Source organism: Nocardioides sp. (assembly GCF_964229035.1).
Lineage (GTDB): Bacteria > Actinomycetota > Actinomycetes > Propionibacteriales > Nocardioidaceae > Nocardioides.
In genome coordinates, this window is the sequence record NZ_CAXRAZ010000058.1 from 21516 (window position 1) to 36046 (window position 14531).

General features: G+C 72.6%; 12 protein-coding genes and 1 tRNA gene. 7 read left to right on the forward strand and 6 right to left on the reverse strand.

Translation table 11 applies throughout. The features are described 5' to 3' along the window. Positions 1-60: 60 nt before the first annotated feature. The 5 genes from thrB to argS all read right to left on the reverse strand — a co-directional run bounded on the left by thrB (position 61) and on the right by argS (position 6541). Positions 61-984: a homoserine kinase gene (gene thrB, locus ACERUN_RS17615; RefSeq protein WP_370291382.1), complete on the reverse strand. Its 924-nt coding sequence runs from the start codon at positions 982-984 to the stop codon at positions 61-63. A gap of 11 nt (positions 985-995) precedes the next feature. Continuing rightward, the gene (gene thrC, locus ACERUN_RS17620; RefSeq protein ID WP_370291384.1) at positions 996-2075 is read right to left on the reverse strand and encodes a threonine synthase; all 1080 of its coding nucleotides are present in this window, start codon (positions 2073-2075) and stop codon (positions 996-998) included. 2 nt (positions 2076-2077) lie between these two features. Then, a complete protein-coding gene (locus tag ACERUN_RS17625; RefSeq protein ID WP_370291385.1) occupies positions 2078-3394 on the reverse strand; it encodes a homoserine dehydrogenase in 1317 nt (438 codons plus the stop codon). A 68-nt stretch (positions 3395-3462) separates the two neighbouring features. After that, complete coding sequence (gene lysA, locus ACERUN_RS17630) at positions 3463-4857, reverse strand: diaminopimelate decarboxylase (RefSeq protein ID WP_370291387.1); 1395 nt, start codon at positions 4855-4857, stop codon at positions 3463-3465. A 13-nt stretch (positions 4858-4870) separates the two neighbouring features. Beyond that, on the reverse strand, positions 4871-6541 hold the full coding sequence (gene argS, locus ACERUN_RS17635) for an arginine--tRNA ligase (RefSeq protein WP_370291388.1): 1671 nt from the start codon (positions 6539-6541) through the stop codon (positions 4871-4873). A gap of 92 nt (positions 6542-6633) precedes the next feature. Between argS and ACERUN_RS17640 the strand changes: the two genes are divergently transcribed. The 7 genes from ACERUN_RS17640 (at position 6634) to ACERUN_RS17670 (ending at position 14140) form a co-directional block, all read left to right on the forward strand. Beyond that, positions 6634-6706 (forward strand) — tRNA-Arg (locus ACERUN_RS17640). Positions 6707-6759: 53 nt separating this feature from the next. Next, positions 6760-7413 carry a hypothetical protein gene (locus ACERUN_RS17645; RefSeq protein WP_370291389.1) on the forward strand — a complete coding sequence of 218 codons (654 nt, stop codon included), beginning with the start codon at positions 6760-6762 and terminating at the stop codon, positions 7411-7413. 43 nt (positions 7414-7456) lie between these two features. Beyond that, positions 7457-8665 (forward strand): formate-dependent phosphoribosylglycinamide formyltransferase, encoded by a 1209-nt coding sequence (gene purT, locus ACERUN_RS17650; protein WP_370291390.1) that lies wholly within the window; start codon positions 7457-7459, stop codon positions 8663-8665. Beyond that, positions 8662-9120: a ribonuclease HI gene (gene rnhA, locus ACERUN_RS17655; protein WP_370291391.1), complete on the forward strand. Its 459-nt coding sequence runs from the start codon at positions 8662-8664 to the stop codon at positions 9118-9120. Before purT ends, rnhA begins: the two co-directional genes overlap by 4 nt. 458 nt (positions 9121-9578) lie before the next feature. After that, positions 9579-13262: a multifunctional oxoglutarate decarboxylase/oxoglutarate dehydrogenase thiamine pyrophosphate-binding subunit/dihydrolipoyllysine-residue succinyltransferase subunit gene (locus ACERUN_RS17660; protein ID WP_370291412.1), complete on the forward strand. Its 3684-nt coding sequence runs from the start codon at positions 9579-9581 to the stop codon at positions 13260-13262. Next, on the forward strand, positions 13262-13438 hold the full coding sequence (locus ACERUN_RS17665; RefSeq protein ID WP_370291392.1) for a DUF6104 family protein: 177 nt from the start codon (positions 13262-13264) through the stop codon (positions 13436-13438). Before ACERUN_RS17660 ends, ACERUN_RS17665 begins: the two co-directional genes overlap by 1 nt. A gap of 12 nt (positions 13439-13450) precedes the next feature. Next, entirely contained in the window at positions 13451-14140 is a 690-nt protein-coding gene (locus ACERUN_RS17670) for a hypothetical protein (RefSeq protein WP_370291393.1), read from the forward strand. A 197-nt stretch (positions 14141-14337) separates the two neighbouring features. Here ACERUN_RS17670 and ACERUN_RS17675 read toward each other — a convergent pair whose 3' ends face one another. Then, the gene (locus tag ACERUN_RS17675) at positions 14338-14520 is read right to left on the reverse strand and encodes an HPr family phosphocarrier protein (RefSeq protein WP_370291394.1); all 183 of its coding nucleotides are present in this window, start codon (positions 14518-14520) and stop codon (positions 14338-14340) included. Positions 14521-14531: the final 11 nt, after the last annotated feature.

Genomic DNA, 14531 nt, shown 5'->3' on the forward strand with positions numbered 1-14531 from the left:
GAGTCGATCCCGGAGAAGATGCGGATGAACTCCGCACGGGCGCCGCCGAGCGGCGCGCGGTCAATGTATCACCGGCGGAGAGGCCTGGACGCCCGCCTCGCTGACCGCGAGGGCATGCGCCTCCCACCCGGTGGGGCAGCGTCGGAGCAGGTCGGCCGTCTGCGCGGAGTCCACGCCGTCGGCGAAGGCGAGCACCGTGGGGCCGGCACCGGACACCACGGCCGCGACGCCGTCGGCGCGCAGCGCCTCGACCAGGGCCAGGCTCTCCGGCATCGCCGGGCGCCGGTACTGCTGGTGGAGGCGGTCCTCGGTGGCGCGGAGCAACTCCTCCGGACGCACCGAGAGAGCCGCCACGAGCAGCGCCGCCCGCCCGGCGTTGGCGGCGGCGTCCGCGTGGGGCACCTCGGCGGGCAGGAGGCCGCGCGCCGCCTCGGTGGACAGCGGCGACGGCGGCACGAACACCACGGCGCTGACACGCGGATCGACCGAGCCCGGGACCGCCCAGAAGGAGCCGTCGTCGTCCTGACCGGCGATGACGAAACCGCCGAGCAGCGCGGGAGCCACGTTGTCGGGGTGGCCCTCCAGCTCGGCGGCGAGGTCGAGCAGCGCGTCGTCCTCGAGCAGCAGCCGACCCCCGGCCACCAGCTCGCGGGCGAGCCACACCCCCGCGACGATCGCGGCCGAGGAGGAGCCGAGGCCGCGGGCGTGCGGGATGACGTTGCGACAGACCAGCCGCAGACCCGGCGGGCGGGTACCGATGCGGTCGAAGGCCGCCTGCATCGCGCGGACGACGAGGTGGCGCTCGTCGAGCGGCACCTCCCCCGCCCCGTGGCCGCTGACCTCGACGACGACGCCGGCGTCGGTGACCTCCGCGGTGAGCTCGTCGCGCAGCCCCAGGGCGAGGCCGAGGGTGTCGAAGCCGGGGCCGAGGTTGGCGGAGGTGGCGGGCACGCTGACGTGCACGGGGCCCTGCACGAAGGTCACGGCCGACGCCCTCAGAGACCGGCTGCCCGGGCGGCCGCGTCGACGTCGGCGTCGACGACGACCTCGGGCAGCTCCACACCCTCGAGCGCGGTGGCGATGTCCTTCAGGCCGTGGCCGGTCACGGTGATCGCGACCGTGCTGCCCGCGTAGGACTCCCCTGCCGCCAGCTCCGCGAGCAGACCCGCGACACCGGCCGCCGAGGCCGGCTCGACGAAGACGCCGTCGTTGGCGGCGAGCTGCTTCTGGGCGGCGAGGATCTGGGCGTCCGAGACGGCCGCGAAACGACCGCCCGACTCGTCGCGGGCCGCCTCGGCGAGCTTCCACGACGCGGGGTTGCCGATGCGGATCGCCGTGGCCTTCGTCTCCGGGTCGGGGAAGGGCTCGCCGGTGACCAGCGGGGCGGCTCCCTCGGCCTGGAAGCCGCGGATGGTCGGGCGCTTGGTGGAGCGGCCCAGCGCGGCGTACTGCGTGTAGCCGAGCCAGTAGGCCGAGATGTTGCCGGCGTTGCCGACCGGCAGCAGGTGGAAGTCGGGGGCGTCGCCGAGGAAGTCGACGATTTCGAAGGCGGCGGTCTTCTGCCCCTCGAGACGCACCGGGTTGACGGAGTTCACCAGCGCCACCGGGTAGTGCCAGGCGAGCTCCTTGGCCATGCGCAGGCAGTCGTCGAAGTTGCCGCGCACCTGGATGACCTGCGACCCGTGGACGACGGCCTGCGCCATCTTGCCCGCGGCGATCTTGCCGGCGGGCACCAGCACGATCGGCGTGATCTGCGCCTTCGCCGCGTAGGCGGCCATCGAGGCCGATGTGTTGCCGGTGGAGGCGCACACCACGGCCTTCGCTCCCTCGTGCACCGCCACCGACAGCGCGGTGGTCATGCCGCGGTCCTTGAAGGAACCGGTGGGGTTGTTGCCCTCGACCTTCAGCCACACCTGGGCGCCGGTCAGGCCCGAGAGCCACTCCGAGTGCACGAGGGGGGTGCCGCCCTCGCGGAGGGTCACGGCGGGCGTCCCCTCCGGGATGTCGAGGAGCGAGCGGTACTCCTCGATGACGCCGCGCCACTGCCCGTGGGCCACGGTCGGACTGCTGCTCACGCTCACTGCTCCTCGGTTCCTTCCACGCGCATCACCGAGGTGACCTCGCGCACGATGTCCATCTCGCGCAACCGCTCGACCGTGGCCGACAGCGCGGCGTCGGTCGCCTCGTGGGAGACGACGACGAGCTGGGCGTCGCGCCCGCGGCCCTCCTGGCGCACGGTCTGGATCGACACGCCGTGCTCGGCGAAGGCCTGCGCCACCGCGGCGAGCACGCCGGCGCGGTCGTCCACGTCGATGGCCACGTGGTAGCGGGTGCGCACCTCGCCCATCGGCAGCACGGCCCGGTCGGCGTAGGCCGACTCGCCGACGCCGCGGGCGCCCTGGCGGTGGTTGCGGGCCACCGTGACGAGGTCGCCGAGCACCGCGCTGGCGGTGGGAGCGCCGCCGGCGCCCGGGCCGTAGAACATGAGCTGCCCGGCGGCCTCGGACTCGACGAACACCGCGTTGTAGGCCTCGCGCACGCTGGCGAGCGGGTGCGAGCGAGGGATCATCGCCGGGTGGACGCGCACGCTCACGGCGTCCTCGCCCGCCTCGCCGTCGCCGGTGGGCAGCAGCTCGGCGATCGCGAGCAGCTTGACGACGCTGTCCATCTCTCGCGCCGAGCGGACGTCGCCGGCGGTGACCTCGGTGATGCCCTCGCGGTGGACGTCGGCGGCCGTGACGCGCGAGTGGAAGGCCAGGCTGGCGAGGATCGCGGCCTTCGCCGCGGCGTCGAAGCCCTCGACGTCGGCCGTCGGGTCGGCCTCGGCGTAGCCGAGGGCCTGGGCCTCCTCGAGCGCGTCGGAGAAGCCGCTGCCCTGGCTGTCCATCTTGTCGAGGATGAAGTTCGTGGTGCCGTTGACGATGCCGAGCACACGGGTGACGCGGTCGCCGGCCAGCGACTCGCGCAGCGGGCGCAGGATCGGGATGGCGCCGGCGACGGCCGCCTCGTAGTAGAGGTCGCGACCGGCCTTCTCGGCGGCCTCGAACAGCGTGGCGCCGTCCTCGGCGAGCAGCGCCTTGTTGGCGGTGACCACGGAGGCGCCGTTCTCGAGCGCGGCGAGGATGAGCGAGCGGGCGGGCTCGATCCCGCCGATCACCTCGACGACCACGTCGACGTCGTCGCGGCTGACCAGCCCGATAGCGTCGGTGGTGAGCAGGTCGGCGGGGACGTCGATCTCGCGCGTCGCGTCGAGGCGGCGCACGGCGACGCCGACCAGCTCGACCGGCGCACCGACCCGAGCGGCCAGGTCGGCGGCCTGCTCGCCCAGCAGGCGCACGACCTGCGAGCCGACGGAGCCGCAACCGAGGACGGCGACCTTGAGGGGAGTGCTCACCGACCAAGCGTATCGGCGAGCGCGCTCTCGCCCGAACCGATCGGTCGAACGCGGACAGGCCCGCGACCTCAGCCGAGGTCGGTGGCGAAGAGGTCGTCCTCGGTCTCGCGACGCACCAGCACGCGCGCCTCGCCGTCCTTCACCGCGATGACGGGCGGGCGCAGCGCGTGGTTGTAGTTCGACGCCATCGACCGGCAGTACGCGCCGGTGCCCGGCACGGCCACGAGGTCGCCCGGCGCGATGTCGGCCGGCAGGAACTCGTCGCGCACCACGATGTCGCCCGCCTCGCAGTGCTTGCCGACCACGCGGGTGAGGATCGGCGGCGCATCGGATCGGCGGCCGGCAAGGGTGGCGGAGTAGTCGGCGTCGTACAGGGCGGTGCGGATGTTGTCGCTCATCCCGCCGTCGACGCTGACGTAGGTGCGGACCGCGCCCGCATCGAGGGTGACCTGCTTGACGGTGCCCACGGTGTAGACGGTGCACATGGACGGCCCGACGATCGCACGACCGGGCTCGATGGACAGGTGCGGGCGCTCGATGCCCAGCGCCCGGCACTCGTGGTCGACGATCGCGACGATCTGCTCGGCCAGCAGCGCGGGCGCCTTCGGGTCGTCCTGCGTCGTGTAGGCGATGCCGAACCCGCCGCCGAGGTCCATCTCGGGGAGGACGACGCCCAGCTCGGCGCCGATGCGCGCGTGCAGCGCCAGCAGTCGGCGCGCGGCGACCTCGAACCCGGCGGTGTCGAAGATCTGGCTGCCGATGTGGGAGTGCAGGCCGAGCAGCTCGACACCGGGGGCCGCCGCGATGCGACGCGCCGCCTCGAAGGCATCGCCCGCGGCGATCGAGAAGCCGAACTTCTGGTCCTCGTGGGCGGTGGCGATGTACTCGTGGGTGTGGGCCTCGACGCCCGCGGTGACCCGCACCATCACGCGAGCGGTGGTGCCGGTGTCGGCGGCGACCATCGCGATACGCTCGATCTCGTCGAAGGAGTCGACGATCACCCGACCGACGCCCAGGGCGACGGCGCGGCGCAGCTCGGCCACTGTCTTGTTGTTGCCGTGGTAGCCGATGCGCGCCGGGTCGACGCCGGCCCGCAGCGCGACGCTGAGCTCCCCGGGCGAGCAGACGTCGAGGAAGAGACCCTCCTCGGCCACCCAGCGCGCCACCGCGGTGCACAGGAACGCCTTGCCGGCGTAGTAGACGTCGACGCCGGCGAAGGCGTCGCGGAAGGCCCGCGCCCGGGAGCGGAAGTCGTCCTCGTCGAGCACGTAGGCCGGCGTGTTGTGCTCGGCCACGAGGTCGGCCACCGGCAGACCGCCGACGACCAGGTCGCCCGCCTCGGTCTTGTGCGCCGAGGACGACCACAGCTGCGGCACCAGGGCGTTGACGTCGGCGGGCTCGCGCAACCAGGCCGGGCCCCGCAGGGCACCGGGAGCGTGGGCCCATCCGGCCTCGTGGGTCATCGCGCTCCTCCGCTCACATGCGCTCGGGGGCGGTGACCCCGAGCAGGTCGAGCCCGTTGGCGAGCACCGTGCGCGTGGCGTGCACGAGCACCAGGCGGGCGAGGTTGGCCGGCGCGACGGGCTCGTCGCCCTGCGGCAGCATGCGGCACTCCTTGGTGTCGTACCACTTGTTGAACACCGACGCGGTGTCCTCGAGGAAGCGGGCGACCCGGTGCGGCTCGCGCAGCTCGGCGGCGCTGGCGACCACGCGCGGGTACTCGGCGAGCGCACGCAGCAGCTCGCCGTCGCGCTCGTGGGCGAGCAGCGACGGGTCGAACGCCTCGCCCGGCAGCTGCATGCCGAGGTCCGTGGCGTTGGCGATCATCCGGCACGTGCGGGCGTGGGCGTACTGCACGTAGTAGACCGGGTTGTCGTTGGAGGCCTTGGTGATCTCGGCGACGTCGAGCGTCAGCGGCGAGTCGGCCGGGTAGCGGGCCAGCGAGTACCGCAGCGCGTCGACGCCGATCTCGTCGGCGAGCTCGTTGAGGGTGACGATCGTGCCCGCGCGCTTCGACAGCTTCAGCTCGGCGCCGTCGCGCAGGATCTTCACCAGCTGACCGATCATCACGTCGAGGGTGACGTCGGGGTCGTCGCCCACGCACGCGGCCATCGCCCGCAGGCGGCCCACGTAGCCGTGGTGGTCGGCCCCCAGCAGGTAGAGGCAGTTGCCGTAGCCCCGCTCGCGCTTGTTGAGGTAGTAGGCGGTGTCGGAGGCGAAGTAGGTGAGCTCGCCGTCGGACTTGATGAGCACCCGGTCCTTGTCGTCGCCGAAGTCGGTGGTGCGCATCCACAGCGCGCCACCCTCCTCGTAGACGTGGCCGAGCTCCTTGAGTCGCGCCAGGGTGTCGGGCACCGAACCGGACTCGTGCAGCGACAGCTCGGAGAACCAGATGTCGAAGTGCGTGTTGAAGCGCTCGAGCGTGGTCTGCTGCTCGCGCAGCTGGATGCCGTAGCCGACCTCGCGGACGGCGGCCCGCCGCTCGTCCTCGGGCAGGTCGAAGATGCCGGGCTGCGCCTCTCCGACCGAGGTGGCGAGGTCGTCGATGTAGCCGCCGGCGTAGCCGTCGTCCGGCTTCGCGAGCCCGAGGGCGGAGGCGATGATCGAGTCGGCGAAGTGGTTCACCTGCACGCCGCGGTCGTTGATGTAGAACTCGCGCGTCACCTCGGCGCCGGCGGCGGCGAGCACCCGCGCGATCGCATCGCCCAGCACGGCCCAGCGGGTGTGGCCGAGGTGGAGCGGGCCGGTGGGGTTGGCCGAGATGAACTCGACGTTGATCCGCTCCCCCGCGAGCACGTCGCTGCGCCCGTAGGCCGCACCTGCCGCGACGACGTCGGCGGCGACCCGGCCCTGCGCGCCGGCCTCGACGCTGATGTTCAAGAACCCCGGTCCGGCGATCTCGACGGCGGCCACCCCGTCGACCGCCTCCAGCCGCGTCGCCAGCAGCTCACCGAACGCGCGCGGGTTGGTGCCCGCCTTCTTGGCCAGCTGCAGCGCGACGTTGGTGGCGTAGTCGCCGTGGCCCTTCTGCCGGGGTCGCTCGATCGTCACCTCGGCCGGAACACCGTCGGGAAGGGTGATCTGACCGTCGTCGACGAGCGCGGTGAGGACGTCGACGAGGGCGTCGGAGAGCTGGGCCGGAGTCACCGGGCAAGGGTATCGGCGCACTCCGGTTGGCAGCGCGGGAGTATCGACGGGTAGTGTTCGGGCCGCGTCGGAGCCTGACTCCGGGGCGTGTTGCCTCCGTAGCTCAGGGGATAGAGCACTGGTTTCCGGTACCAGGTGTCGCAGGTTCGAATCCTGCCGGAGGCGCCCCTCACCCGCGGCACGACGGGCGTGACCCCCGTGACCGGCACACTGGTGCCATGCGCGAGCTCGGAGTCGTCCTGGTCGTCGTCCTCGCCGTCGGGGTCGTGATCGCCCTGGCGGCACGGCTGCGCGAGTCGCGTCGACTCGCCGACGGCGCACCCGGTCCGGCGGGGCTGTCCGCCCCCAGCGGCGGCGCCCACCCGTCGTCCGACGACGCCCTGCTCGACGGCGAGGCTGCTCCGCGCGACGACCCCGCCTCCCCGTCCTGGCGCACCGCCGCCGTCACGCGCACCACCACGACCACAAGCTTCGAGGTGGTGGGCGCCCGCGACGCCGGCGCCGACTCCGAGGCCACGGTCGGCATCGTCGACGCGATCCTCCGCGTCGCGACCGGCGAGATCAGCCGGGAGGAGGGTCTCGCCCTCGTGCGAGCGGCCGACGAGGTCCTGAGCGCCGCGCCGGCCGCGCCCGGCCGGACACCGTCCACGGCCACCGACGTGCTGGTCGACGTCGCCGCCGGGATCGGCGAGCAGGTCGAGCCGGAGCAGGTCGCGGACACCGGAGCCCGGGCCCTCCTTGAGGCGGCCCGCTCGCAGGACACCGCTGCTGTCGAGGCGATCACCGCACTCGGCCCGGACGCCGTCTTCGACCGGATGCTCGCCCTGTGGGCCACGTGGGACGCCGCGGCCGAGGCGAGCGGCACGGACTGAGGCGGGCGGGCCCGCTCGACGTCACGGCCTACAGTTCTTTCCCGTGACGACCATCGGGACTCCCCTGTCCGACACCGCGACCCGCGTGCTCCTGCTCGGCTCGGGCGAGCTCGGCAAGGAGGTCGCGATCGAGTTGCAGCGCCTCGGAGTCGAGACCATCGCCGTCGACCGCTACGCCAACGCCCCCGCCATGCAGGTGGCGCACCGCAGCCACGTCATCGACATGCTCGACCCCGCGGCGGTGCGCTCGGTGATCGAGGCCGAGCAGCCGCACTGGGTCATCCCGGAGATCGAGGCGATCCACACCCCCACCCTGCTCGAGCTGGAGGCCGAGGGCGTCACCATCGTGCCCACGGCCCGCGCGACGCGACTGACCATGGACCGCGAGGGCATCCGCCGCCTCGCGGCCGAGCAGCTGGCCCTGCCGACCTCGCCGTACCGCTTCGCCGACACCCTCGAGGAGTTCGAGGCCGCGGTCGAGGCCGTCGGCATCCCCTGCGTCGTCAAGCCGGTGATGTCGTCGTCCGGCAAGGGCCAATCGGTCGTGCGCTCCGCCGACGACGTGCGCACCTCGTGGGAGTACGCCCAGGCCGGCGGCCGGGCCGGCGCGGGTCGCGTGATCGTGGAGGGCTTCGTCGACTTCGACTACGAGATCACGCTGCTGACGATCCGCCACGCCTCCAACGACGGCAGCGCCGACACCATCTCGTTCTGCCCGCCCATCGGGCACATCCAGGTCGACGGCGACTACCGCGAGTCGTGGCAGCCGCAGGCCATGGACGACGCGGTGCTCGCGAGGGCGCAGGAGGTCTCCGCCGCGATCGTCGCCGAGCTGTGCGGCGAGCGCGGTCGCGGCCTCTTCGGCGTCGAGCTCTTCGTGCGCGGTGACGACGTCATCTTCAGCGAGCTGAGCCCCCGCCCGCACGACACCGGCCTGGTCACCCTCGCCACGCAGGACCTCTCCGAGTTCGCCCTGCACGCCCGCGCGGTGCTCGGCCTGCCCATCCCCGCCATCCGGACCCGCGGCGCCGGCGCCTCGTGCGCGCTGGTCGTCGAGGGCGACCTCGTCGCCCCCCGCTTCTTCGGCGTCGCCGCCGCGCTCGCCGAGCCCGACACCGCGCTCCGGATCTTCGGCAAGCCGGAGGTCGGCGGCAAGCGCCGCATGGCCGTCACCCTCGCGCTCGGCGACGACGTGGACGCCGCCCGCGCCACCGCCCGTCGTGCCGCGGCCGCCCTGGAGGTGTCGGCGTGAGCGAGGCCGACGACGCCCGCGTCACCATCCACACCGACGGCGCCTGCCTGGGCAACCCGGGCCCGGGCGGATGGGGCGCGCTCCTGCGCTACGGCGACCACGAGCTCGAGCTGTACGGCGGCGACCCGGCCACGACCAACAACCGTATGGAGCTCATGGCCGCGATCGCCGCGCTGGAGAAGCTGACCCGGCCCGCCGTCGTCGACCTCCACACCGACTCCAGCTACGTGCGCAACGGCATCACCTCCTGGGTGGCCAAGTGGAAGGCCAACGGCTGGCGCACCTCCGCGAAGCAGCCGGTCAAGAACGACGACCTCTGGCGTCGGCTCGAGGAAGCGGCAGCCCGCCACGAGGTCACGTGGCACTGGGTGAAGGGCCACGCGGGCGACCCGGGCAACGAGCGGGCCGACGAGCTGGCCGGCCGCGGCGCGCGCGAGGCCCGCGACGGCGGCTGACGACCCCGCCGCCCCGGAGCCTGCTGCACCCCTCGAAGGGCACCCATCCGCACCGGCGGCGGCGACGAACACCCCACGTCGGCGGCGTCCGGTCCTTGTGCCCTGAGCCGGTGTCCCGGTCGCCGACAGGGGGCGCCCCCGGTCGTGCCCGCCCGCACGCCGCGGCCGGGGGCGCCTGCACCGCACGTCGCGACGACGCCCCGCGCGGGCCACGCTCGCCGCACGGCATGTGGCCCCGGAGTGTCGGTTGCGTAACACCTCGTCCCTGAGGGTGACCGGGGTGCCCCAAAGGCTTCTCGGGGGGACTAGCCTAGGCCGACGGAACCGCCCGCTATCGGCGGCGGGGCGGCCACAGCTCATCGGAAGAGGCGAAGCACGTCGTGACGCAGTCGTCAGACCAGTCCACCGGATCTCCAGCCCCCGCAGGTTTCGGGGCCAACGAGTGGCTCGTGGAGGAGATGAAGGAGCGGTTCGAGACCGACCCGGGCAGCGTTGACCCGGCGTGGGCCGCCTACTTCTCCGGCGACGGCACCAACGGCTCGTCGTCCACGACGGCGAAGAGCGCCACGAACGGGCCCGCGAACGGCGCCGCCAACGGCGCTGCGCCCGCGCCGGCGAAGGCTCCGGCCGCACCCGCCGCGACGGCGGCCGCCCCGGCCGCGGCGCCCACCGCCCCCAAGCCCACGGCGAAGCCCGCGCCGCAGGTCAGCCCCGCCTCCAGCACCACGCCCACGCCGCCGACGGCCGACGCCCCGAAGCCCACCCCGAAGGACGCGCCGAAGCCGGCGCCGGTGGCCGCCAACGACGAGCCCACGCTCACCGTGCTGCGAGGCATCCCCGCCGCGACGGCCAAGAACATGGACATCTCGCTGGCGGTCCCCACCGCCACCTCGGTGCGCAACATCCCGGTCAAGCTGCTGTGGGACAACCGCATCGTCATCAACAGCCACCTCAAGCGCGCGCGCGGCGGCAAGGTCTCCTTCACCCACCTGATCGGGTACGCGATCGTGAAGGCGATCAAGACCCTCCCCGCGATGAACAACACCTACGCCGAGGTCGACGGCAAGCCGACCATGGTGACGCCGGCCCACATCAACCTCGGGCTCGCGATCGACCAGCAGAAGGCCGACGGCAGCCGCCAGCTCGTCGCGCCCTCGATCAAGGCGTGCGAGTCGATGGACTTCGCGCAGTTCTGGGTGGCCTACGAGGACATCGTCCGCAAGGCCAAGGACAACAAGCTGACGATGGAGGACTACTCCGGCACGACTGTCAGCCTCACCAACGTCGGCGGCCTCGGCACCAACAACTCGGTGCCGCGCCTGATGCAGGGCCAGGCGGCGATCATCGGCGTCGGCTCGATGGACTACCCGCCCGAGTTCCAGGGCGCGTCCGAGGACACCATCAGCCGCAACGCGATCTCGCGGATCATGACGATGACCTCCACCTACGACCACCGCGTGATCCAGGGCGCGCAGTCGGGTGAGTTCCTCGGTCTCGTGCACCGCTACCTCCTCGGACAGGAGGGCTTCTACGACGAGATCTTCCGCGCGCTGCGCATCCCCTACGAGCCGATCCGGTGGAACGCCGACATCGCGACCTCGCACGACGACCAGATCGACAAGCAGGCGCGCATCCTCGAGCTCATCCACGCCTACCGCGTGCGCGGCCACCTCATGGCCGACACCGACCCGCTCGAGTACAAGCAGCGCAGCCACCCCGACCTGCGCATCGAGTCGCACGGCCTCACGCTGTGGGACCTCGACCGCGAGTTCCCCACCGGCTCCTTCGGCGGTGCCGAGCGTCGCTTCATGAAGCTGCGCCACATCCTCGGCATCCTGCGCGACTCCTACTGCCGCACCACCGGCATCGAGTACATGCACATCATGGACCCCGAGCAGCGCCGGTGGATCCAGGAGCGCGTCGAACAGCCGCACAGCAAGCCGCCGCGCGAGGAGCAGCTGCGGATCCTGCTGAAGCTCAACCAGGCCGAGGCCTTCGAGACCTTCCTGCAGACCAAGTTCGTGGGCCAGAAGCGCTTCAGCCTCGAGGGCGGCGAGACCACCGTGCCCGTGGTCGACGAGATCGCCGAGGCCGCCGCGCAGGCGGGCCTCGACGAGGTGTGCATCGGCATGGCCCACCGCGGCCGACTCAACGTCCTCGCCAACATCGTCGGCAAGTCCTACAACCAGATCTTCCGCGAGTTCGAGGGCAACATCGACCCCCGCACGGTGCAGGGGTCCGGCGACGTGAAGTACCACCTCGGCGCCGAGGGCGAGTTCGTCGCCGGCACCGGCGAGACCATCAAGGTCTCGGTGGCGGCGAACCCCTCGCACCTCGAGACCGTCGACCCCGTGCTGGAGGGCATCGCCCGCGCCAAGCAGGACGTCCTCGACCGCGGCACCGAGTTCCAGGTGCTGCCGCTGCTGATCCACGGCGACGCCGCGTTCGCCGGCCAGGGCGTGGTGGCCGAGACCCTCAACCTCTCGCAGCTGCGCGGCTACCGAACCGGCGGCACGATCCACGTCGTCATCAACAACCAGGTCGGCTTCACCACCTCCCCCGGGTCGTCGCGCTCCTCGCTCTACGCCACCGACGTGGCGCGGATGGTGCAGGCACCGATCTTCCACGTCAACGGCGACGACCCCGAGGCCTGCATCCGCGTGGCCCGCCTCGCCTTCGAGTACCGCCAGGCCTTCCACAGCGACGTCGTCATCGATCTCGTCTGCTACCGCCGGCGCGGTCACAACGAGGGCGACGACCCGTCGTACACCCAGCCGCTCATGTACGACCTCATCGAGCAGAAGCGCTCGGTGCGCAAGCTCTACACCGAGTCCCTCATCGGCCGTGGCGACATCACGATCGAGGAGGCCGAGCAGGTGCTGCGCGACTACCAGCAGCAGCTGGAGCGCGTCTTCACCGAGGTGCGCGAGGCCGACACCAAGCCCGACGCGTGGACGACGGTGCCCGACTACCCCGACAAGCCGGCCGGCGAGGCCGCCACGGCGGTGGCCCCGGAGGTCCTCAAGCGCATCGCCGACGCCTACGTCACCCCGCCCGAGGGCTTCACCGTGCACCCCAAGGTGATGCCCCAGCTGCAGCGCCGCGCCGCCGCCATCGCCGACGGCCCCATCGACTGGGGCACGGGCGAGATCCTGGCCTTCGGCTCGCTGCTCATGGAGGGGCGCCCGGTGCGCCTGGCCGGTCAGGACTCGCGCCGCGGCACGTTCGTGCAGCGCTTCGCGACGCTCATCGACCGCGCCAACGCCGATGAGTGGACGCCGCTGGCCAACCTCACCGAGGACCAGGCCAAGTTCTTCATCTACGACTCACTGCTCAGCGAGTACGCCGCCCTCGGCTTCGAGTACGGCTACTCGGTGGCCCGACCGGAGGCCCTCGTGCTCTGGGAGGCCCAGTTCGGCGACTTCGTCAACGGCGCACAGTCGGTGATCGACGAGTACATCTCGGCCGGCAAGACCAAGTGGGGCCAGGACTCCGGCGTGGTGCTCCTGCTCCCCCACGGCTACGAGGGCCAGGGAGCCGACCACTCCTCGGCGCGCATCGAGCGCTTCCTCACCCTGTGCGCCGACGAGGCGATGGTGGTGGCCCAGCCCTCCACGCCCGCCTCGCACTTCCACCTGCTGCGCCGCCACGCCCACAGCGAGCAGCACCGCCCGCTGATCGTCTTCACCCCGAAGTCGATGCTCAAGCGCAAGGAGGCCGCCTCCCAGCCCTCCGACTTCACCGACGGCACCTTCCGCCCGGTGATCGGCGACGACACGGTCGACCCCGCCAAGGTCACCACCGTGCTGCTGGTCTCGGGCCGCCTCACCTGGGACCTCGTCGTCGAGCGCACGAAGAGCAACCGCGAGGACGTCGCCATCGTGCGCGTCGAGCAGCTCTACCCGTGGCCCGTCGAGTCGCTGCAGGCCGAGCTGGCGAAGTACCCCGGCGCTCGCGTGAAGTGGGTGCAGGACGAGCCGTTCAACCAGGGCCCGTGGCCGTCGTACCACCTCAACGTGGTGCCGCAGCTCGACCGCGAGATCGTCCCGGTCACCCGTCCCGCCTCCTCCACCACCGCCGTCGGCACCGCCAAGCGTCACCAGGAGGAGGCCAAGGCGCTGATCGGTGAAGCCTTCAGCTGATGTACTTCACCGATCGTGGGATCGAGGAGCTCCAGCAGCGTCGCGGTGACGAGGAGGTCACCGTGGCGTGGCTGGCCGAGCGGCTCATCGAATTCGTCGACGTACACCCCGAGTTCGAGGTCCCGGTCGAGCGCTTCGCCACGTGGCTGGCGCGCCTCGACGACCCCGAGGACTGAGATCGTGCACCGGTGGCCGAGCAGCTGATCGACTACGGCGCGTGGGGCCGGACGTTCTTCACCACGGTGGTGACCACCGAGCGGGTCGTGGCCGGCGTCAACGTGATGGCCGACCGGCCGATCGACGTCGGCCCCCTCGGCGTGGGCCCCGGGCGCCTGGTGAAGGTGCGCGCGAGCGGTCGCATCGGCACCGCCACCGGCCACCGCATCACCGGGGAACCGCTGCGCTACGACGTACGGCTGCCGGTGTCGCTGACCTTCGTCCTCGGCCTGGGTGTCGACCGCCAGCGCTTCGATGCCGAGATCGAGGTGCCGCTGCTCATCACCGCGCGGGCGCGAGCCGACCTGGCCGTCGTCCTCGAGGTGGCGCCGCCTGCCACCGACGACGTCGCCGTGCACCTGCGCGCCCGCAGCCGTCGCGCGTCCCTGACCAACCGTGCCGCGGACGTCGAGGGCGAGCTGCGCCGCTTCGTCGCCCGCTACGTGGCGCGTGAGCTCGAGGGGCCGGCCGTCAGGGCGGCCACCGTCATCGACGTGGCCGGGGCGGTCGATCGGGCTGCGGGGGCCCTCACCGCCGGCGGCCCGAGCCCGGTGGCCGAGGCGGTGGCCTCGGACCTCCCTGCGGCCATGGCCGAGGCGGACCTCCAGGGCCTGGGCGAGCTCGCGCAGGACGCCGCCAGCGCCCCCGCTCCCCCCGACTGATCCCGACCCGGCGCGCTCGCGCCCGAGGACGACGACGGGCCCCCGCGGGTGCGCGGGGGCCCGTCTGTTCCGGCAGGGGGACGGCCGCGCCGGGGTCGCCGGCGCGGCCGTCCCGGCTGTCAGTCCGCGTCGAGGTCGCGGGCGACGAGGGCGGCGCTCGCCGCCACGTCGTCCTCGACCTCGCCGGAGACCTGCACCTAGGCGCCGTTGCCGGCACCGAGGGTCATGATCATGAGCGCGGAGGCGGCGTCCACGCCCTCCTCCCCCGGCAGTGCGATGAGCACCTCCGAGCCGAGCTCCTCGGCCGCCTCGGCGATGATGCCGGCGGGACGGGCGTGCAGGCCGACGGCCGAGCCGACGGTGACGGTGACGGTGTGCATGGAGGGACCTT

What these genes read in the sequence shown, in the direction of transcription:
- lysA (WP_370291387.1), bottom strand. Translation starts at nt 4,857, where the DNA reads ATGACCCACGAGGCCGGATGGGCCCACGCTCCCGGTGCCCTGCGGGGC.
- ACERUN_RS17645 (WP_370291389.1), top strand. Translation starts at nt 6,760, where the DNA reads ATGCGCGAGCTCGGAGTCGTCCTGGTCGTCGTCCTCGCCGTCGGGGTC.
- ACERUN_RS17660 (WP_370291412.1), top strand. Translation starts at nt 9,579, where the DNA reads ATGAAGGAGCGGTTCGAGACCGACCCGGGCAGCGTTGACCCGGCGTGG.
- ACERUN_RS17665 (WP_370291392.1), top strand. Translation starts at nt 13,262, where the DNA reads ATGTACTTCACCGATCGTGGGATCGAGGAGCTCCAGCAGCGTCGCGGT.
- ACERUN_RS17675 (WP_370291394.1), bottom strand. Translation starts at nt 14,520, where the DNA reads ATGCACACCGTCACCGTCACCGTCGGCTCGGCCGTCGGCCTGCACGCC.